Source organism: Streptomyces sp. NPDC014656, from assembly GCF_043084305.1.
Lineage (GTDB): Bacteria > Actinomycetota > Actinomycetes > Streptomycetales > Streptomycetaceae > Streptomyces.
On record NZ_JBIBZN010000010.1, the window covers coordinates 55517 to 74753 of the forward strand.

16 protein-coding genes and 1 riboswitch are annotated in these 19237 nt (G+C 74.5%); of the genes, 3 read left to right on the forward strand and 13 right to left on the reverse strand.

The window, feature by feature from the left end; translation table 11 throughout:
* Positions 1 to 19: 19 nt before the first annotated feature.
* From ACF1ED_RS22415 to ACF1ED_RS22435, 5 genes are all read right to left on the reverse strand, one after another.
* Complete coding sequence (locus ACF1ED_RS22415; RefSeq protein WP_351103590.1) at positions 20 to 490, reverse strand: septum formation initiator family protein; 471 nt, start codon at positions 488 to 490, stop codon at positions 20 to 22.
* A 102-nt stretch (positions 491 to 592) separates the two neighbouring features.
* Positions 593 to 1879 carry a phosphopyruvate hydratase gene (gene eno, locus ACF1ED_RS22420; RefSeq protein WP_351103588.1) on the reverse strand — a complete coding sequence of 429 codons (1287 nt, stop codon included), beginning with the start codon at positions 1877 to 1879 and terminating at the stop codon, positions 593 to 595.
* Positions 1880 to 2167: 288 nt separating this feature from the next.
* Complete coding sequence (locus ACF1ED_RS22425) at positions 2168 to 2908, reverse strand: transglycosylase family protein (protein WP_391763069.1); 741 nt, start codon at positions 2906 to 2908, stop codon at positions 2168 to 2170.
* A 4-nt stretch (positions 2909 to 2912) separates the two neighbouring features.
* A riboswitch (cyclic di-AMP (ydaO/yuaA leader) is annotated at positions 2913 to 3089 on the reverse strand.
* Between the two features lie 264 nt (positions 3090 to 3353).
* Entirely contained in the window at positions 3354 to 4424 is a 1071-nt protein-coding gene (locus tag ACF1ED_RS22430) for a transglycosylase family protein (RefSeq protein ID WP_391763071.1), read from the reverse strand.
* 208 nt (positions 4425 to 4632) lie between these two features.
* Complete coding sequence (locus ACF1ED_RS22435) at positions 4633 to 5874, reverse strand: cytochrome P450 (RefSeq protein WP_391763073.1); 1242 nt, start codon at positions 5872 to 5874, stop codon at positions 4633 to 4635.
* Between the two features lie 476 nt (positions 5875 to 6350).
* Here ACF1ED_RS22435 and ACF1ED_RS22440 point away from each other — a divergent pair, with 476 nt between their 5' ends.
* Positions 6351 to 7562 (forward strand): globin domain-containing protein, encoded by a 1212-nt coding sequence (locus ACF1ED_RS22440; protein WP_391763075.1) that lies wholly within the window; start codon positions 6351 to 6353, stop codon positions 7560 to 7562.
* Here the strand turns inward: ACF1ED_RS22440 and ACF1ED_RS22445 are convergent.
* The 3 genes from ACF1ED_RS22445 to ACF1ED_RS22455 form a co-directional block, all read right to left on the reverse strand.
* Positions 7559 to 8518, reverse strand: a complete 960-nt coding sequence (locus tag ACF1ED_RS22445) for a nucleoside triphosphate pyrophosphohydrolase (protein ID WP_391763077.1) — start codon at positions 8516 to 8518, stop codon at positions 7559 to 7561. The genes ACF1ED_RS22440 and ACF1ED_RS22445 overlap by 4 nt on opposite strands.
* Positions 8519 to 8544: 26 nt before the next feature.
* Positions 8545 to 9237 (reverse strand): SurA N-terminal domain-containing protein, encoded by a 693-nt coding sequence (locus ACF1ED_RS22450; protein ID WP_391763079.1) that lies wholly within the window; start codon positions 9235 to 9237, stop codon positions 8545 to 8547.
* Between the two features lie 122 nt (positions 9238 to 9359).
* Positions 9360 to 10355: a glycosyltransferase family 2 protein gene (locus ACF1ED_RS22455; protein WP_391763081.1), complete on the reverse strand. Its 996-nt coding sequence runs from the start codon at positions 10353 to 10355 to the stop codon at positions 9360 to 9362.
* 127 nt (positions 10356 to 10482) lie between these two features.
* Here ACF1ED_RS22455 and ACF1ED_RS22460 point away from each other — a divergent pair, with 127 nt between their 5' ends.
* On the forward strand, positions 10483 to 12948 hold the full coding sequence (locus ACF1ED_RS22460) for a YfhO family protein (protein WP_391763083.1): 2466 nt from the start codon (positions 10483 to 10485) through the stop codon (positions 12946 to 12948).
* Here ACF1ED_RS22460 and ACF1ED_RS22465 read toward each other — a convergent pair.
* From ACF1ED_RS22465 to ACF1ED_RS22485, 5 genes are all read right to left on the reverse strand, one after another.
* The gene (locus ACF1ED_RS22465) at positions 12938 to 13318 is read right to left on the reverse strand and encodes a hypothetical protein (RefSeq protein WP_391763085.1); all 381 of its coding nucleotides are present in this window, start codon (positions 13316 to 13318) and stop codon (positions 12938 to 12940) included. The genes ACF1ED_RS22460 and ACF1ED_RS22465 overlap by 11 nt on opposite strands.
* Positions 13319 to 13463: 145 nt before the next feature.
* A complete protein-coding gene (locus tag ACF1ED_RS22470) occupies positions 13464 to 13859 on the reverse strand; it encodes a VOC family protein (protein WP_391763087.1) in 396 nt (131 codons plus the stop codon).
* A 57-nt stretch (positions 13860 to 13916) separates the two neighbouring features.
* Positions 13917 to 15500, reverse strand: coding sequence for a protein kinase (locus tag ACF1ED_RS22475; protein ID WP_391763089.1), 1584 nt, complete (start codon positions 15498 to 15500; stop codon positions 13917 to 13919).
* The gene (locus ACF1ED_RS22480; RefSeq protein ID WP_391763091.1) at positions 15497 to 16165 is read right to left on the reverse strand and encodes a hypothetical protein; all 669 of its coding nucleotides are present in this window, start codon (positions 16163 to 16165) and stop codon (positions 15497 to 15499) included. Before ACF1ED_RS22480 ends, ACF1ED_RS22475 begins: the two co-directional genes overlap by 4 nt.
* Positions 16166 to 16224: 59 nt before the next feature.
* Complete coding sequence (locus tag ACF1ED_RS22485) at positions 16225 to 18285, reverse strand: N-6 DNA methylase (RefSeq protein WP_391763093.1); 2061 nt, start codon at positions 18283 to 18285, stop codon at positions 16225 to 16227.
* A gap of 187 nt (positions 18286 to 18472) precedes the next feature.
* Here ACF1ED_RS22485 and ACF1ED_RS22490 point away from each other — a divergent pair, with 187 nt between their 5' ends.
* Positions 18473 to 19195: a hypothetical protein gene (locus tag ACF1ED_RS22490; protein ID WP_391763095.1), complete on the forward strand. Its 723-nt coding sequence runs from the start codon at positions 18473 to 18475 to the stop codon at positions 19193 to 19195.
* Positions 19196 to 19237: the final 42 nt, after the last annotated feature.

Here is a 19237-nt window from a genome sequence, read left to right on the forward strand (position 1 = left end):
GGATCCTGAGTCGGGTCGGTCAGTGGCGGTCGGCGTTGTCGACGCCGTCCCAGAGGTTGTCGTACCAGGGCCGGTCGGCCGTGCCCTGGTCGGCGCGGGGGCGGTCGGCCGCCCCGGGGTCGTTCACGGTGAAGCCGGTCTCGCCGGGGAGCACGTAGTGGAGGTGCTCGCGGGCGAGGCGGCGGACGTAGGCCGGGTCCTGGAGGCGGGCCTTCTCGTCCCTCAGCTCCTCGACCCGCCGGGCGGCCTCGGCGGCCCTGCGCTCCTGGTCGGCGATCTCGCCCTGCTGGGAGACGTAGCTCCTTATGGGATAGGCGAGGGCGACGACGAGGGAGCAGACGACCAGGGCGAGGAAGGCGGCGCGGCCGGTGAGCCGGGAGCGCCGGGCCTGGCGGCGGGTCTGGGAGCGGTAGACGCGGGCCGCGGTCTGCTCGCCGAGCAGCCTGATCCGGGTCGCGGTGGAGAACCGGTCCCCGTTCTTCACGGCCATGCGGTGTCGCCTCCCCTGTCACACGTACGTCCCCGCACACGGTACGGGACCGGGTGCGGGGACGGACGGAACTGCGGTGCCGGGGCCGGTCGGCCCCCGCGATCAGCCCTTGAAGCGCGGGAAGGCGCTGCGGCCGGCGTAGACGGCGGCGTCGTCGAGGATCTCCTCGATGCGCAGCAGCTGGTTGTACTTGGCGACGCGCTCGGAGCGGGCCGGGGCGCCGGTCTTGATCTGGCCGCAGTTGGTGGCGACGGCGAGGTCGGCGATGGTGACGTCCTCGGTCTCGCCGGAGCGGTGGGACATCATGCACTTGAAGCCGCTGCGCTGGGCGAGCTCGACGGCGTCGAGGGTCTCGGTCAGCGAGCCGATCTGGTTGACCTTCACCAGGAGGGCGTTGGCGGACTTCTCCTCGATGCCGCGGGCGAGGCGCTCGGGGTTGGTGACGAAGAGGTCGTCGCCGACGAGCTGGACCTTGTCGCCCAGCTTCTCGGTGATGACGTTCCAGCCGGCCCAGTCGTCCTCGAACAGCGGGTCCTCGATGGAGACGAGCGGGTACGCGGAGACGAGCTCCTCGTAGTACTCCGTCATCTCGGCGGCGGAGCGCTCCTTGCCCTCGAAGAGGTACTTGCCGTCCTTGTAGAACTCGGAGGCGGCGACGTCCAGGGCGAGGGCGACGTCCTTGCCGGGCACGTAGCCGGCCTGCTTGATGGCCTCCAGGATGAGGTCGAGCGCCTCACGGTTGGAGCCGAGGTTCGGGGCGAAGCCGCCCTCGTCGCCGAGGCCGGTGGAGAGGCCCTTGGTCTTCAGGACGGACTTGAGGGTGTGGTAGACCTCGGTGCCCCAGCGCAGCGCCTCGGAGAAGGACTCCGCGCCGATCGGGGCGATCATGAACTCCTGGATGTCGACGTTGGAGTCGGCGTGCGACCCACCGTTGAGGATGTTCATCATCGGAACGGGCAGCAGGTGCGCGTTCGGGCCGCCCAGGTAGCGGAAGAGGGGGAGGTCGCTGGCCTCGGAGGCGGCGTGCGCGACGGCGAGGGAGACGCCGAGGATGGCGTTGGCGCCGAGCGACGACTTGTCCGGGGTGGCGTCCAGGTCGAACATGGCCTGGTCGATCAGGCGCTGCTCGGTGGCGTCGTAGCCGACGAGCTCCGGGCCGATCTGCTCGATGACGGCGAGGACGGCCTTCTCGACACCCTTGCCGAGGTAGCGGTTCTGGTCACCGTCGCGGAGCTCCAGGGCCTCGAACGCACCGGTGGAGGCACCGGACGGCACGGCAGCACGGCCGGTGCTGCCGTCGTCGAGGCCGACCTCGACCTCGACCGTGGGGTTGCCTCGGGAGTCCAGGATTTCCCGGGCTACGACGACGTCGATGGACGGCACGAGCATCTCCTTCTGGGATGTGACGCTAGGTGTGACGCATGGGTCGCAAGGTCTCGTTCGCCTTGCGACAAGAGCCTAACCGGCTCCGGCGCTCCGGCCAGCCGACCGCCCGTCCCCTGGGACGAAAAAGGGCCCAAGAGCATGCAGCAGGGGACGAAAGACCCGGTATCTACTGGACAGTAACGGCAGAACCCCGGTCCGGAGCCACGGGGGAAGGGGCTCGGGACCGGGGTGGTCACCGCGGGAGGGTCGCCGGGCACCGGTGAGCCGCCGGACTCACGGGTGCCGCGGGGCTCACTTCAGGTGGAGCTGCTGGCCCGGGTAGATCAGGTCGGCGTTCTCGACGACGTCCTTGTTGAGCTCGAACAGCTTCGCCCAGCCGCCCTCGACGCCCTGCGCCGTGGCGATCTTGCTGAGGGTGTCGCCGGCCGTGACCTTGTACTCGCCGTCGCCCTTCTTGACCGTCTTGCCGGTGGGGGTGGTGACGGTCTTCTTGGCGGCGGCCTTCGGGGCGGCCTGGGTGCTCCGCTGCGGGGCCTGGCGCTGCTCGCTGCGGTTGGCGGGCTGCTCGGCGGAGCGCTTCGGGGTGCTCTGCTGCGGGGCACTCTGCTGCGGAGCGCTCTGCTGCGGAGCGGCCGCCTCGGCGGAGCCGCCGTCGTAGGAGGCGCCGGAGAGGCCCACGCCGCAGCTCGGCCACGCGCCCTTGCCCTGGCCCGCGAGGACCTTCTCGGCGACGGCGATCTGCTGCGACTTGCTGGCCTGGTTGGCGGTGGGGGCGTAGGCGGTGCCGCCGTACGCGGCCCAGGTGGAGGCCGAGAACTGGAGGCCGCCGTAGTAACCGTTGCCGGTGTTGATCGACCAGTTGCCGCCGGACTCGCACTGGGCGACGCGGTCCCACTCGGAGGCGGTGGCGGCCGAGGCGGTGCCGGCGGCCATCAGCGGGGCGGCGACGGCCGCACCGGTGACGCCGACGAGGGCGACGACCCGAGTGGCCTTGGAGGGACGGCGGCGCTTGCCCGTGCCGGAGAACAGCATGGAGTTTCCTCTTCACCGACGCCTGTGAGGTGAGCTGTCGGGTTCGGGCTTGAAGAGTTCGCCCGGCCGCGTGTCCTTGCACGCGGCTTCACCCCTAGCCGGACGTCCGGCCGTCTGTCTCAACGGCCGGGACCGGCGCAAACCTTGGGTCCCCCACTCCTGCCTGCGGCGCTTTCGCGACGACAGTTCCCGACGGCCGACGGCAGGACTCGGCGTTTCGGTCGACGGGGCCCGCGGTGGCGAGCGGTGACGACCGTAGACACACAGGTGCTCGAAGTTCAAAGAGGCTCACGACGGACAAAACGCCCTTACTTGCACTCCATCAGGCCCCGTTTGCGCAGGTGGGGCCTGACGGAAGCAAAGTTTGCGGACGTGACACGCCAGTTGGGACGAAGAGACCCATGTCTCACTTTCCCAAAATCGGACATACGCCCCTGAAACGGCCTCACTTCTCCAGCGGAGGGGCCGTCAGCTCAAGGCTCTGACCAGGGAGGATGAGATCCGGGTCGGCCCCGACCGTCCGACGGTTGGCGTCATAGAGGGCGTCCCAGCCGCCGGCGAGGTCGTTCTCCCGCGCAATCTCCGACAGGCTGTCACCCGGCCGCACGGTGTAGGCGTCACTTGCGTCCGTGTTGACGGCGGTTGAGGAGACCTTGTCCGCTGCTGCGGCATGACGACCGGATTCCACGTGCGTGTCCGTTACGTCGGTTTCCTCCGGGGCGGCCTCGCCCCGGTGCTTGCCCGAGCCGGGCGTGGCCGACGACACGTCAGTCCCGTCCGCGGCCCCGTCCGTACCGGGGGCCACGGGGGTGGTGGGCGCCAGGGGGGTCTCCGAGGCGTCCGGGGGCGTGACGGGGGTACCGGGGGCGCCGGGCGTGCCCGTGGAGGCGTCCGGAGCGTCCGGCGCGGTGCTGCCGGGGGCGGTCGGGGCGGTGTCCGCCGGCGGCGGCGTGGCCGTGCCGGTGCCCGTGGGGGCCGGGGTCGTGGCGGAGCCGGTGGGCGCGGTGGGCGTGGCCGGCGCGGCGGGCTTCGCCGGGGTGGTGACGGCCTCCGCCTCCTCCGTGGCCCCCGCCGTCTCCTCGCGCGCCTCGGGCGTCCGCTCCGGCGCCGTGGAGGCGGCCGTGCCGCCGGTCCGGTTCGACTCGGGCGCCACTCCGCCCTCGTCCTCCTGCTGGACGGCGGGGCCCGGCTGGACGCCGGTGGCCCTGCCGTCGTTCTCCAGGCCCGCGATGGGGGCGCAGGTGGCCCAGTCGGTGCTGCCGGAGGCGAGCGCCTTGTCGGCGATCGCGATCTGCTGGGCGCGGCTGGCGAGGTCCGGGCTGGGGGCGTACGCGAGTCCGCCGTGCCGCTCCCACGCCTCCTGGGTCATCTGGAGGCCGCCGTACGCGCCGTTGCCGAAGTTGGCGCTCCACTGGCCGCCGGACTCGCAGGCGGCGACCCGGTCCCAGGTGGCCGCGTCGGCGGCGGAGGCGGAGCCGGTGGCGAGCAGCGGCAGCGCCAGGGCGGATCCGGTCACTCCGGCGGTGACGACGAGCGCGGGAGCCTGGCGGGGTCGACGGTGTCGTCCGTTTCCGGAAAGCATGTCGGGGCCTTTCGCGTGACGGCGGGGACTGCGGGGACGGCCGGGGTGGGGCCGAACGTTGGCGCGAACGTAGCCGCATTCGAACGTCCGTCACAAGTCGATGGCTTCGCGATCACGCGAAGATCACATTTCTGACGCGACGTCACCCGTCCCGCAGGGGTGCGGAAGGGGTGAACTCCACCGGAAGCGTGCGCAATCCCCTCATGATGAGACCGCCGCGCCACCGGAGTTCGTCCGGATCGGCGCCAAGTCGCAGGTCCGGCAGGCGGGTCAGCAGGGTGGCGAGGGCGGTCTGCCCCTCCAGGCGGGCGAGCGGCGCGCCCAGGCAGTAGTGGATGCCGTGCCCGTACCCGAGGTGCTGGTTGTCGCCGCGGGCGAGGTCGAGGGCGTCCGGGTCGCCGAAGCGGTCCGGGTCGCGGTCGGCCGCCGCGAGGACGACGAGGACCGGGTCGCCGGCCGGGATCGCCTGCCCGCCGACGGTCAGGCCGGTCGTCGCGTACCGCCAGGTCGCCAGCTCGACCGGACCGTCGTAGCGGAGCAGTTCCTCGACGCCGGTCTCCAGGAGGCCCCTCTCCCCGGCGGCGAGCGAAGCCTGCAGGAGGGCGCGCTGCTCCGGGTGGCGCAGCAGGGCGTAGGTGCCGTTGCCGATCAGGTTGATGGTCGTCTCGAAGCCGGCGAAGAGCAGCACGAAGCACATGGCGACGGCCTCGGCCTCGGTGAGGTGGTCGCCGTGGTCGGAGGCCCGGATGAGTCCGGAGATGAGGTCGTCCTCCGTCCCGTCCTCGCCCAGGTGCTCGCGCTTCCGGTGGATCAGCTCCGCCAGGTACCCGCGGATCTTCTTCACCGACCGCGCGACCCCGCCGCGCGGCCCGCCGCCGTGCCGGATCATCATCCCGGCCCAGTCGCGGAAGTCGTCCTGGTCCTCGGCGGGCACCCCGAGCATGTCGCAGATGGCGTAGATGGGCAGCGGGAAGGCGAACTCGTGGATGAGGTCGGCGCTCCCCCGTGCCGCGAAGTCGTCGATGAGCCGGTCGGCGAGCTCCTGCACACGGGGCGCGAAGGCGGCGACCCGGCGCGGGGTGAAGGCCTTCGAGACCAGCCGCCGCAGCCGGGTGTGGTCCGGCGGGTCGATGTTGAGGAGGTGGGTCATCAGCCCGGCGCTGCGCTCGCCGGGGATGCCGGTCTTGCCCGGCTCGGCGTGGTGGACCGGGTTCTTGGAGAGCCGCTGGTCGGCGAGGGCCTGCCGGGCGTCCGCGTACCGCGTGACGAGCCAGGCCTCGACGCCGCTGGGCAGCGTGGTCCGGCGCACGGGCGCGTGCTCCCGCAGCCAGGCGTACGCCGGGTAGGGATCGCTCGCGAACTCCCAGCTGAACAACTCGGGCACGGGCCCGCCACCGGACTCACCACCGGAACCGCCCTCGGACCCGCCGCCGGGCCCGCCAAGGCCGCCACCGGGTCCGCCCTCGGGCCCGCCATGGCCGCCACCGGGTCCGCCCTCGGGCCCGCCACCGTGGCCGCCACCGGAACCGCCCTCGGGCCCGTCGTCGGGTCCGCCGCCGTGGCCGTCGCCGGGTCCGGCCTTGGCCTCTCCGCCGGATCCGCCGCCTCGACTGCCGCCGGGCCCTCCCTCGGGCCCTCCGGCGGGTCCGGTCGCGTCGCCGGAGGCGGGGCAGGAGGCCGGGGCGGAGCCCGTGCCGGGCATGCCGGGCGTATCGGATGTGTCGGGTTCGGCGGGCATCGGGGCGGGTCCTTCACTCACTCCCCGACCGTACCGTCCGCCCTCCCGCGCCCCGCCGGCCGACCTGACGTGATCACCGCCCGGTGATCACGCCGTGACGGCCCGTGCCCTACATTTCCGGCGTGGACCTCCCCTTGCTCAGAAGCACGTTCGCGGTCGTCGAGAGACGGGCCGAACACGCCGTCACGTACTTCTACTCGCACCTCTTCTGGCGCAACCCCGGCGTGCGTGAGCTCTTCCCCGAGGACATGGTCCCGCAGCGCGACCGGCTGTTCGCCGCCCTCACCCACGTGGTGACCGGCCTCGACGACCCGGGGCTGCCCGCCTATCTGGGGCGGCTCGGCCGCGACCACCGCAAGTTCCTCGCCACCCCCGCCCTCTACGCGGCGGTCGGCGAGAGCCTGCTCGCCGCCTTCGCGCACACCGCCGGGTCGACGTGGACGGTCGAGGCGGAGAAGGCGTGGTCGGAGGCGTACGGCCTGGTCGCCGACCTGATGCTGCGGGGCGCGGACGAGTCCGCCGCCGCCGGGGACCCGGCCTGGTGGGACGCGGACGTCGTCGGCCACCGGCGGCACGGCGACGACCTGGCCGTGCTGACCCTCCGCCCCCGGCGGCCGTACCCCTATCTCCCCGGCCAGTACGCCGGCGTCAGCTCGCTCCGGGTCCCGCGGGTGTGGCGCACGTACTCGATCGGCAACGCCCCGCGCGAGGACGGCACGCTCGACCTGCACGTGAGCCGGATCCGCGGCGGGGCCGTCTCCACGGCCCTGGTGGACGGCGTCCGGCCGGGCGAGACGCTGCGGCTGAGCGCGGCGGGCGGGGCGGCGGTCTCGGGGACGGCCCCGGGCGGGCTCCGCACCTATATATGCGCCGGTACGGGCTGGGCGCCGGTCAAGGCGCTCCTGGAGGAGGCGGCCGCGTCCGACCCGCGGGCCGAGGGCCGGATCTTCGCGGTGGCCCGCTCGCGGGAGTACCTGTACGGGCGCGAGGAGCTGGACGCGCTGGCCGCGCGGCTCCCCGGCCTGAGCGTCACCTACATCACCTCGGCCCCCCGCCACCCGCGCGACCAGGCGACCGAACGCCTCCTCACCGCGCTGCGGACCTGCGGCCGCTGGCCGGACCACGACGTCCACCTGGCCGGGCCGCCCGGCTTCCTCGCCGAGGTCTCCGAGGTCCTGGCCGAGCTGGGCGCCGACCCGGCCCGCACCCGTCACGACGCCCTCCCCCCGGTGGGCCGCTTCACCGCCCGCCCCGCTTCCCGCGCCGAATGGCTCCTGGAGCCCCCCGCGATCCGCTGGCACGACCCGGCGGCCCGCGCCCCGCGCGACCTCTAGAGGCCCTCCGCCGCCCTGATCGCGTCCCGGTAGGCCCGGGCCGCCGCGCGCAGCGCCGCCTCCGGGTCCACGCCCTCGGCCTCCGCGCGGGCCGCGAGGGCCAGCAGTTCGTAGCCGACGCCCTCGCCCTTTGGCAGCGGGGCGTCGAGGCCGGCGGTGCGGACGCGGCTCGCCAGCTTGGCGGCGAGGGCGAGGCCGGGCTGGCCGACGGGCACGCCGTCCGTGAGGGACTCCCGGCGCTTCTCGGCGGCCTTGGTGCGCAGCCAGTGGGCCCGGACGTCCTCGGGGGTCTCGGCGGTCTCGTCGCCGAAGATGTGCGGGTGGCGCTGGATCAGCTTCTCGATGAGGGCGGCGGCCACGTCGTCGACGGAGAACGGCTCCTCGGCGTCCTCCTCGGCGATCCGCGCGTGGAAGACGACCTGGAGGAGGACGTCCCCCAGCTCCTCGCGCAGCTCGTGCCGGTCGCCGGCCTCGATCGCCTCGACGAGTTCGTACGACTCCTCGATGGCGTACTTCGCGAGGCCCTGGTGGGTCTGGAGCGAGGACCAGGGGCACCGGCGGCGGATGACGTCCATGACCTGGACGAGGTCGAGGAGCCGGGCGCCCGGGAGGTCGTACGAGCCGGGCAGCAGCTCCAGGTCGGGCATGGCGGTCCGGCCGGAGCTGGCGAGCCGGGCGAGCCCGTCGGTGAGGGCCCGGTCCCCCTCGCCGGAGGGCAGGACCAGGACGGTACGGCCTCCGGCGCAGGCGGCGACCAGCTCCTCGGCGGTGGGGCGGACGTGCTCGACGGCGACGCCCGCCTCCCGCAGGTACGGCAGCTGGGGGTGGTCCTCGTCGGGGCAGAGGACCCGGTCGGCGGCCCGCAGCGCCTGCCAGGCGGGCCAGGACAGCAGTCCGGGCGCCACCCGGTGGCTGGCGGTGAGCAGGACGACGCGGCCGGGGTTCTCGGAAGTCACCCTCCGAACCTACCCCGGGCGCGGGATCAGCCCGGAAGCTGCTCCGGGCCGGCGGCGGCCGGGTCCTTGGTGACCTCGACGAGCCAGGGGGCCGTGTCGGCTCCGGTGTCCAGCTGGACCTTGGTGTCGTCCCAGGCGCCGTAGCGGGGGTTCACGTCGATGTCGAGGGACTTCGACGCGGTGGCGAACAGATCCTGGAGCTTCTGCTGGCCCTCGGGGGTCTCGGCGATCCCCTGCTTCTCGATGATCTTCGTCATGAGGACGTTGCGCCGGACGACGTCGTCGATCTGGCCGGGGGCGACGCCCTGCTGCTGGAGCAGGACGGCCTCCAGGCCCTCCTCGCCGCCGTTCTCGCGGACGAACGCCTCGCGGGTCCGCTGGAGTTCGGCGCGGCTGGCGGTGACGCCCTGGTCGGCGGCGACCTCGTCGAGGATCCGGTCGAAGATCATGCCGTTGAGCTTCTGCCGGCCGAGGTCGCCGGTGGCGGCGATCAGCTGGGCGGACTGCGGGGACGCGGACTGCGCGTCCCTGGCCGCCTTCACCTGGGCCTGGAGGGCGGAGACGTCGATCCGCTCGCCGCCGACGACGGCCGCCGCCCCTGGATGGGCCTCGCCGCCGCACGCGGTGAGCAGCGGGGCCGCGGCGAGGAACGCGGCGGAGAGGGCAAGCGCGGTGCGGCGGCGTGCGGGGCTGTCGTGGCGGCGGTCGCGGCGGTGCAAAGGAGCCTCCCGGGCTGGTCGTGCGTCAGTTGGACGACCTTGCGGTGATCGATGTTAGGGAGTCGCCGGGACCGTAGCCACTACTTCGCGGAGACAACTTGGGCGTCACCGCGTCACGGAGGTCACTTCCGGACGACCGTCTCCCACAACGAGGCACCCGCCGCCCGGGTGTCGGCCCGGACGCCCTCCTTCTCGCGGCCCGCGTGCGTCTCCGCGACCAGGTAGTGCGGCCGGCGCTTCACCTCGTAGTAGATGCGGCCGACGTACTCGCCGATCAGGCCGACCATGACCATCTGGACGCCGGCGAGGGCGGTGACGGCGACGAGGAGGGTGACGTAGCCGGGCGTGTCCACTCCGTGGGCGAGGGCGTCGACGACGATCCAGCCGGCGTAGGCGAAGGCGAGGGAGACGAGCAGCAGGCCGAGGTAGACGGCGGCGCGCAGCGGTTTGTTGTTGAAGGAGAGCAGGCCGTCGAGGCCGTAGTTGAGGAGCTTGCCGAAGGTCCACTTGGACCGGCCCTCCTCGCGCACCGCGTTCTCGTAGGCGAAGGTCGTCGTCCGGAAACCGACCCAGGAGAACAGCCCCTTGGAGAAGCGGTTGTACTCGCCGAGCCCGAGGACCGCGTCGACGGTGCGCCGGGACAGCAGCCGGAAGTCGCCGACCCCGTCGACGAGTTCGACGTCGACGAGCCGGTTGATCGCCCGGTAGTAGAGGCGGGCGGTGAGGGTGCGGGTGACCCGGTCGCCCTCGCGGGTGCGGCGGGCGACGACCTGGTCGTACCCCTCGGCGTGCAGCGCGACCATGCGGTGCACCAGCTCGGGCGGGTGCTGGAGGTCCGCGTCCATGATGACGACGGCGTCGCCGGCCGCGTGCCGGAGCCCGGCGAGCATGGCGGCCTCCTTGCCGAAGTTGCGGCTGAAGGAGACGAAGCGGACCCGCGCGGGATCGGCGGCGGCGAGGTCCCGCAGGATCGGGAGGGTCCGGTCGCGGCTTCCGTCGTCCACGTAGACGAGCTCGAAGTCGCCCTCCAGGGCGTCGAGTTCCTTCGTCACGTGGGCGTGGAAGCGGGCGAGGACGTCCTCCTCGTTGAAGCAGGGGACGACGAGAGAGAGCAGCACACGGGACACCCAAAGGCAGACCGGTGACCCGCCCGGTCCACCGGGGTGACGACGGGGCGACCATTGCGTGAACTGCCCCGCGCCCGCCGCCGCCCGCCCCTCCGGCGCTGCGATATTCGAACTCGCCATGCGAACAGCCCTGCGAACCAAGCCCCCCGGCACCACCGCGCCCGCCGCGTCCGCCGCTCCCCCGCGCCGTGCCACCGCCGCCGCCACCGCCCTGGCCGGACTCCTCGCCGTCGCGGCCGTCTGCGCCGGGGACGCGGCGGCCCGGATCTTCCCCTTCGGCCCGCGCCACCGCTCCGTGAACGACCTGGCCAACCAGTTCGTCCCCTTCCACGCCCACCTGTGGGACCTGCTGCGCGGCCGCGCCGACGGCGGCCTCCTGCTGGACTGGCGGGCGGGCTGGGGCACCAGCTTCCTCCCCGACTACGGCACCTACCTGTCGAGCCCGCTGGCCCCCCTGGTGGCGCTGGTCCCGCGCGCCGACATCGAGTACGCCGTCTACGCCCTGACCGTCCTGAAGACGGCCCTGGCGGCGGCCGCGACCGACTTCCTGCTGCGCCGCCTGTCGGCCGCCCCCGCCTGGTGGTGGCCCGGCCTGCTGGGCGCCGCCTACGCCCTGTGCGGCTGGTCCGTGACCGAGGGCGCCTACAACCCGATGTGGCTGGACGGCCTGATCGCCTTCCCGCTGCTCTGCCTGGTCGCGGAGTGGACCCGCGAGGGCCGCCGCCCGCTCCTGGCCGTCCTGACGGTGACGGTCTGCTGGACGGCGAACTTCTACACCGCCCACATGGCGACCCTCGGCGCGGCCCTCTTCCTCCTCGCCCGCCTGACGGCCACGGGCGGCCTCCGCACCCGGGTCCCGCTCCGGGCCGCCGTCACGACGGTCCTCGGGGTGGGGCTCGCCGCGCCGGTCCTCGCGCCCGTGTTCCTGTCGACGCGGCAGGCGCACCCGGGGGTCGTACGGGACTTCGACGCGGCGGGCGCCACGGACGTGCTGGCGCGGCTGCTGCCGGGGACGTACGGCTTCTCCACGCCCGCCGCCTTCGTCGCCACGCCGGTGCTGCTGCTGGTGGCCTCGCTCGCCTTCCGGCGGGACGTGCCGGGACGGGAGCGGTGGGTGTGGACCGGGCTCGTCCTGGGCGTGGCGCTCTCCCTCCAGTGGGGCCCGACGCACCTGGTGTGGCACCTCTTCGCCACGCCGAACGGCAGCCCGTACCGCCAGAGCTTCGTCCTCGCCGGGCTGCTGGTCCTCGCCGCGCACGCCGCCCTCGTCCACGGACCGCCCGGCCGCCGGCCGCTCGCCGCCGGCGGCGCGGTCGTCCTCGCCCTCACCGCCGCCGCCCTCCCGAGCCCCCTCGCCACCCGGCCGGCCCTCCTCCTCGCCCTCGCCGGCCTGGCCGCGACGGCGGGCGCCCTGGCCCTCCCCCGGCGCCGCCGGTACGCCGTCCTCGCCGCGCTGCTGGTCACCGGCACGCTCCTCGGCCAGGCCGCCGCGACGACGGCGTACGCGGACCGCAGGCGGCTCGCCCACCTCGACGACTACCCGCCGCACGGCCCGGAGCAGGAGCGCCGGGCGGCGGCCCTCGCGGCGGCCGACGGCTGGCCGGCGTACCGCACCGACTCCGGCCTCCCCCGGGTCGCCGGGAACGACCCGCTGCTCCTCGGCGGCCAGGGCGCCGCCTACTACAGCAGCCACACCCCCGCCGTCCTCACCGGCCTGCTGACCGGCCTCGGCGGCGGCTGGACCTCCCGGGGCCGCAGCCTCCAGAGCCTCGACAACCCCGTCGTGGACGCCCTGTCGGGGGTCGGCGCCCGCTGGCGGGACGGCCGGGTGGTGCGTACGGCGGATCCGCTGCCGCTCGTGACGGTCCGGCAGGGCCCGCCCCCGGTCCTCGGCCCGTCCCCCTTCCGCAACCAGGAACTCCTCCTGGGCGCCCGGGTGTACGCCGCCCCGGCCGCCGGCGCCTGCCCGGTCGGCACGGAGGTCTTCCTCTGGGCCCCCGAGCGCACGGGCCCGGCCCGCCTCGGCACCCGGCCCCCCGTCCGGCTTCTCGGCGGCGGCCCCAAGCGGCGGGCCGCGATGACCTCCCTGGGCGACCAGCCCGCCCCCGGCGTCCGCCCGCACGTCCCGCCGGGCCGGGGCCCGGTGGAACTCGGCTGCCTGGACCGGGCGCGCCTGCGCGCGGCCGTGGCCGCGCTGCGCTCCTCTGCGGCGGTCGCCGTGACCCCCACGACGACGGGCCTCACGGCCCGCTTCCCGCACCCCGTGACGGGCACGGCGGTGGTCGCCGCCCCCGCGATCCCCGGCTGGACCTGCCAGGGCCGGCGGCCGGAGCCGTACGCGGGCCTGCTCGCCGTGCCGCTCACCGGCACCGACAGCCTCTCCTGCGCCTTCCGCCCGCCGGGCCTCCTCCCCGGCCTGGCCGTCGCGGGCGTCTCGGCCCTGGCCCTCGCGGGTCTGGCGGCCGTTCAGCGGCGCCGGGGCCGGCGGGCGGCGGCGCGGCGGGTGGCGGGAACGACGGACGGCCGGGAGCTCGTGCTCCCGGCCGTCCGTCCCGTCTCTTCCGAGAGGGGGGCTACTTCTTGACCTCGGAGAGGCACAGGACGAACTTGTCCGAGTCCAGCTGCTGCGCCAGCGCCGAGAGGTCCTCGCCGCACTTCTCCAGGTCGAAGGTGTCCTCGAAGACCTTCTCGACCTTGTACAGGTCGGCCTTGCCGGAGGAGCAGTCCGCCGTGTCGACCTTCGGGTCGTTCTCCGCGCCGGTCACGACCACGCACTCGCCGACCTTGGCGTGCACCGGCGCGTCGCCGGTGAGGTACGGCAGGCCGAGCTTCAGGCCCACGGCGACGACGATCGCCACGACGATGCCGCCGACCTTCTTCAGGGCCTTCTTGCTCTTCGGGGCCTCGGGCGCGGAGACGGGCTCGGGCAGGGAGGGGGTGGGCGGCGTCGTCATGAAGGGTCCTTGATTGGCGTGGACGTGATCAGACGCGAACATTACAACCCGCAAATCAGACAAAAGTGATGAGGGGGTTTCCCTTTCCCCTCACGTTGTGGAGTCGTGATGCTGACGGGTCGTCCGCCCGGCTACCGGCCCGCGGTCAGGGGCGCGCGTACGGCACCGTCATGATCTCCATGTTGTGGCCGTCCGGGTCGTCGAAGTACGCGCCCCGGCCGCCGAAGAGGGTGTTGACCTCGCGCGGCTGCCGGTGGGCCGGATCCGCGTAGTAGGTGACCCCGGCCGCCTCCAGGCGGTCGATCATCGCGTCGAAGTCCTCGTCCCGGACGAGGAAGGCGTAGTGCTGGCCCTGGATGGGGCCCTCGGGCGCCTGGTAGAAGTCGAGCGTCACGCCGTTGGCGAGGTCGACGGGGAGGAAGGGGCCGAAGGGGGCGCCCACCTGGAGGCCGAGGATCCCGGCGAGGAAGCGGGCGGAGGCGGAGCGGTCGGAGGAGTGGACGACGGTGTGGTTCAGCTGGACGGAAGAAGGAAGTGTCACGCTTCCGACCGTACGGGACGGCCTCCTCCTCCGGCCACCGGGAAACGGCTGGAACGATCAGGCCCGGCGGCCGAGTTGGCGCTGGTGCTCCAGTGCCCGGCGCAGCTCGGCCGCCAGCGGGTGGTACGGCCCGTAGAGCCGCTCCGCGTCGAGCAGGAGCCGGTTCAGCTCCGCCTGGCCCTCCGCGTGCCGCCCGGTCGCGAGGAGCAGCAGGCCGGTGCGGCGCCGGATGTCGAAGGCCCGGCCCGGGTCCTGCGCGGGGCCCCGCTCGAAGGCGGGGAGGACCGCGCGGAAGGCGGCGAGCGCCTCGGCGGTCTCGCCGAGCTGTTCCAGGCAGAGCGCGATGTCGTGGCCGAACTGGGCGTTGCCCGGGTCGTCGGCGGCGAGCCGGCGCAGCTCGGGCAGGGCGCGCCGGTACTGCCCGTCGTCCATCAGGGTGGACGCGTACTGCTTGCGCAGGATGCGGACCACCGGCGAGCCCTCGCCGTGCTCGGCGGCGGCGGCCGGGAGGATCCCGCCGAGCACGTCGACGGCCTGGGTGAGGGCGCCCTCGCCGAGGAGCCGCTTCACCTGCTCGACGGCGCCCGCGACGTCGGCGCTCCGGGGCGCCTGCTCCGGCAGCGGCGGCAGCGGCGGCGCGGGGGGCCGGGCGGGGACGGCGACCCTGGGGTCGGCGGCGGCGGGAGGGGCGGGGGGCGCGGCGGCCGGCCGGGGCACTGCGGCCGGCCGGGGCGCGGCGGGCCAGGGCGCGTGCGGGCGCAGGAACGGGCGGGTGGGGTCCATGGGGCCCGAGGGGGCGCCGCGCGCGGGGAGCAGGGGCAGCAGCGCCTCGTACACCTCGTGGGCGCCGGCGGGGCGGGCGGCGGGGTCCTTGGCGAGGAGGCGCAGGACGAGGGCCTCCAGGGCCTCGGGGACCTCGGGGCGCACCTGGCGGAGCGGGAGGGGCGGCTCGTAGAGGTGGCGGTGGAGGACGCCGAGGGCGGTGGAGCCGGCGAACGGCACGTTCCCGGAGAGGAGTTCGTGGAGCAGGATGCCGAGGGCGTAGAGGTCGGTCTGGGGGCCGACGGCACCGCCCATGGCCTGCTCGGGCGCCATGTAGGCGGGGCTGCCGATGGGTTCGCCGGTGTGGGTGAGGCGGGTGGTGTCGGAGTCGAGGACGGAGGCGATGCCGAGGTCGAGGACGGTGACGGTGCCGTCGGGGCGGATCATCACGTTCCGCGGCTTGAGGTCGCGGTGGACGATCGGCACCGCGTGGACGGCGGCGAGCACCGCGCACAGCTGGGCGGCGACGCAGACCGCCCACTCCCAGGGGTACGGGTCGTGCTCGGCGAGGTGGTCGGCGAGGTCGGCGCCGTCGACGTACTGCATGACCAGGTAGAGGTCGTCGCCGTCGCTGCCGGCGTCGTGGACGGTGACCAGGCCGGGGTGGTCGACGTGGGCGGTGACCCGGCACTCGCGGACGAAGCGGCGGCGCAGTTCGTCGGCGGCGGTGCGCGGGCCGGTGAGGGCGGCGGGGCTGAGGAGCTTCACGGCGACCCTGCGGTCGAGGCGGGTGTCGTAGGCGGTCCACACCTGGCCCATGCCGCCCTGGCCGACGACGGTGGCGATCTCGTACCGCCCACCGACGACCCGTCCGTTCACTTCTCGCCCTCCTTGCGGAGGAGGTCGCTGAGCTCGTCCAGCTCGGCGCGGACCTGGTCGATGCGGGGGGAGCCGGCGGGGGTGGCCGGGGTCGGGTGCGGGCCCGGGTGCGGTTGTGGGGTCGGCGTCGCGTGCGGGTGGGCGTGCGGGGGCGGCGTCGGGGTCGCGTGCGGGGTCGGGTGCGCGTGCGGGGCCGGGGCCGGGGTCGCGTACGGGTTGGGGGCCTGGCCCTGCGGGGGGTAGCCGCCGGGGAGGGTGGCGGCCGTGCCCGGGTCGACCTGCGGGTAGCCGTAGCCGGGCGCCTGCGGGTGCGCGTACGGCCCCGGGGCCGAAGGCACCGCCGGACGGTGGTGCCTGATGTCGGCCGCCAGGTAGTGCGCGGTCACGGCGGTGGCCATGGCGACGACCAGGCCGGCGCCGACGTTGATCTGCCAGGAGTTCTCGTCCTCCTCCTGGAGCAGCACGAAGCAGCCGATGGTGACGGCCAGCTGGAGCCAGAAGAGGACCCAGTCGCGGACGGTCCGGCGCATGATCGCGAGCCGGAGCATCGCCACCCAGGCGAGCAGCCCGAGGGAGAGCACCACGGCGGCCGTCACGAGCACGCGGACGGCGACGGTCCCGGCGGACGGGCCGCCGCCGGGTCTCGGCGCGGGAGCGGCAGGCATCTGTCCGTACATGCGAATTCCCCCCGGGGACGGCTGTTCAGGCTACGAGATTAGCCCCGTCATCGCCCCGGCCGGACGCTTCCGTCCGCGAGGCCGTCGTAGAGGCCCTGGAGCAGTTGCTCGCCCAGCCGGGCGGTGAGCCGGAGGGCCTCCTCGAACTCGGCGAGGGTGCGGTAGCGCTCGCCGTGCCGGCGCTGGTCGGCCAGGGGCAGCCGGGGCAGCTGGAGGCGGCGGACGTCGAGCCGGGTGGCGGTGGAGGCGAAGCTGCTGGCCTGCCGGTTGTTGGCGGTGCCGCGCAGGAAGCCGGCGAGGAACCAGGGGTCGAGCGCCTCCGGGTCGGGGCGCAGCAGCTGGAGGCTGCGGCCGAGGGCGGCGCCGGCGGTGGCGGCGTCGACGACGCGGGCGGCGGGGCCGCCGCCGAGGACCGGCACGATCACGTCGCCCTCGCGGACCAGGACCGGTTCCTCGGCCTGGTCCTGGGCCGCTTCGGGGAGGGTCCCGGAGGGGGCGGCGCCGGTGAGCACGTCGTGCTCGGTGAGGACGGGGACCTCGCGGCCGGCGGGGGCGGTGCCGGCGCCGCCGGTGCGGAGCTGGAGGGCGCCGGTGCGGGCCAGTTCGCCGACGGTGGTGAGGGGGCGGGGCGCGGGGCGGGCGGGCTCGGGGTCCGGGGCGAGGGTGAGGGTGCGGCGCAGGGTGGCGTCCAGGCGCTCGCGGACGGCGGAGAGTTCGGCGGCGGAGCCGCCCGCGTCGGGGGCGGTGAGGTAGCGGGCGGGGGCGAGGTCGACCTCGTCGTCGAGGAGCTCGATGACGGGGACGGCGCGGGCCAGGGTGTCGTCGCCGGAGCGGCCGGCCCAGGCGTCGAGCACCGCGTTCTGCAGGGTGGTCCAGGGGAGCTTGTCGCGGCCCGCGTCGGGCGCGAGCCCGGCGGTGTCGACGAAGAGGGTCTCGGCCGGGGCGCGGCGGCCGGCGGCGGGGCGGACCAGGACCCAGAGGTGGAGCGGGATGCCGTACGGCGGGGCGGCGCCGGCCGGGAGGGCGATGACGGCCCGCAGGGCGCCCCGGCGCAGGAGGTCGGCGCGGATGCGGCGGCCGGAGCGGCGGGAGGCGACGGCGGGGGGCATGAGGAGGACGGCGGTGCCGCCGTCGCGGAGCCGGGCCAGGGCGTGCTGGACCCAGGCCAGCTCGGACTCGGTGCGGGCGGGGAAGCCGTACTCCCAGCGGGGGTCGTAGGCCAGCTCGTCGTGGCCCCAGGCGCGCTCGTTGAACGGCGGGTGGGCGAGGACGGTGTCGGCGCGCAGCTCGGGGAAGGCGTCGGCGCGCAGGGTGTCGCCGGCGGCGGAGCGGATGTCGGCGTCGCCGTGGAGGGCGAGGCGGAGCGCGGAGAGCGCGGCCAGCTCGGGTTCGGCGTCCTGGACGGCGAGGGTGGCCGGGCGGGCGGCGGCGCGCAGGAGTCCGCCGGTGCCGGAGGCCGGGTCGAGGAGGACGGCCGCGGGCGGGTCCCCGGCGCTCGCGGTCGCGGCGGCGGCGAGGGCGGCCATGAGTTCGGCGAGCGGCGGCGGGGTGAGGGTGTACTGGCGGGGGTTGGCGTCCAGGTGGCGGCCGAGGAGGAACTCGAACGCCTGCCGGGGGCCGCCCAGTTCGGCCGCGAGTTCGACGGCGGCGCGGAGCAGCGGGGCGGCGGGGCCGAGTTCTCCCGCGGTGGGGGTGGGGACGGCCCTGGGGATGCCGAAGCGGAGGGTGAGGACCTCTTCGAGGGCGCCGGGCAGGGCTTCGGCGAAGCGGGGGTCGGGGAGGGCGGCGAGCGCGGCGAGGGCGGGGGGCCGCTCGCGCAGGAGCAGGAGGACGGCGCCGGTGTGGACGAGGCCGGCGAGGGTGCCGGCGGGGTGGCCGGCGAGCTGCTGCCAGACGCGCTCGCGGAGCGGGACCTCGGCGAGCTTGCCCTGTCCGCGGAGCCACCGCTCGACCTCGGGGAGGGCGAAGGAGGGGCTGGTCTCGGTGCCGCCCACGGGTTTGGGGAAGTCCGCGTGGCGGCGGCGCCAGTTGCTGACGGCGGCCCTGCCGACGCCGGCGAGCCGGGCGATTCCGGCGGCGGTGACCTCTGTGGCGCTGTCCTCGGGCACCTGGACCCTCCGTCCTCCCGCTCGTACGACCTGTGCACGACGAGCATACCGACCGGAGGGGTTCACGGCGTGAGCGGAGAAGAACTTCGTGAACGTGGTTGACTCGGTTCACAGAAGCTGTTGTGATTACGTCATCGAAACAAGCGGTTCGCAGGAAACCCCCGCCACCCGAAAGGTGTTCACAGCCATGTCGAACTCTCCGTCGCAGCGCAGCTGGTTCGCCCGCCACAAGGTCCTCACCGCCGCCGGCGCGGTCGTGGTCGTCGTCGCCATCGGCGCGGCGATGAGCGGGGGCGGAGACGAGGGCGCCACCCCCGAGGCGAAGGCCTCGGCCCCGGCGGCCTCGGGCGGCAAGGGGTCGGACGCCGGCTCGAAGGCGCCGGAGTCGAAGGCCCCGGAGAAGAAGAAGGCCGTCACGGTCGACGGGGACGGCGACTTCGAGGTCGGCTCCGACGTCAAGCCGGGCCTCTACCGCACGACGGGCAACGAGGACGCCATGTGCTACTGGGAGCGTTCGAAGGACGCCACCGGCGAGCTCGACTCGATCCTCGCGAACGACAACGTGACGGGCACGGCCTACGTCGAGATCAAGAAGAGCGACAAGTTCTTCAAGTCCACGGGCTGCGAGACCTGGGAGGCCGTGGACGCCAAGGCGGCCGGCACCCCCAAGGACACGCTCAAGGGCGACGGCGGCATGTTCAAGGTCGGCGTCGACGTGGCGCCCGGCACCTACAAGTCCACGGGCAACAAGGACGCGGCCTGCTACTGGGAGCGCTCGAAGGACGCGGGCCACGGCGTGGACGCGATCCTCGCGAACGACAACGTGACGGGCACCGCGATCGTCAAGATCACCGCCAAGGACGGCTACTTCAAGTCGGTCGGCTGCGGCGACTGGACCAAGACGTCCTGACGCCGCCGCGGCGCACCGCACGGCACCCGGCGCGGCCCGGCC

What these genes read in the sequence shown, in the direction of transcription:
- eno (WP_351103588.1), bottom strand. Translation starts at nt 1,879, where the DNA reads ATGCTCGTGCCGTCCATCGACGTCGTCGTAGCCCGGGAAATCCTGGAC.
- ACF1ED_RS22490 (WP_391763095.1), top strand. Translation starts at nt 18,473, where the DNA reads ATGTCGAACTCTCCGTCGCAGCGCAGCTGGTTCGCCCGCCACAAGGTC.
- ACF1ED_RS22415 (WP_351103590.1), bottom strand. Translation starts at nt 490, where the DNA reads ATGGCCGTGAAGAACGGGGACCGGTTCTCCACCGCGACCCGGATCAGG.
- ACF1ED_RS22465 (WP_391763085.1), bottom strand. Translation starts at nt 13,318, where the DNA reads ATGACGACGCCGCCCACCCCCTCCCTGCCCGAGCCCGTCTCCGCGCCC.
- ACF1ED_RS22480 (WP_391763091.1), bottom strand. Translation starts at nt 16,165, where the DNA reads ATGCCTGCCGCTCCCGCGCCGAGACCCGGCGGCGGCCCGTCCGCCGGG.
- ACF1ED_RS22425 (WP_391763069.1), bottom strand. Translation starts at nt 2,908, where the DNA reads ATGCTGTTCTCCGGCACGGGCAAGCGCCGCCGTCCCTCCAAGGCCACT.
- ACF1ED_RS22460 (WP_391763083.1), top strand. Translation starts at nt 10,483, where the DNA reads ATGCGAACAGCCCTGCGAACCAAGCCCCCCGGCACCACCGCGCCCGCC.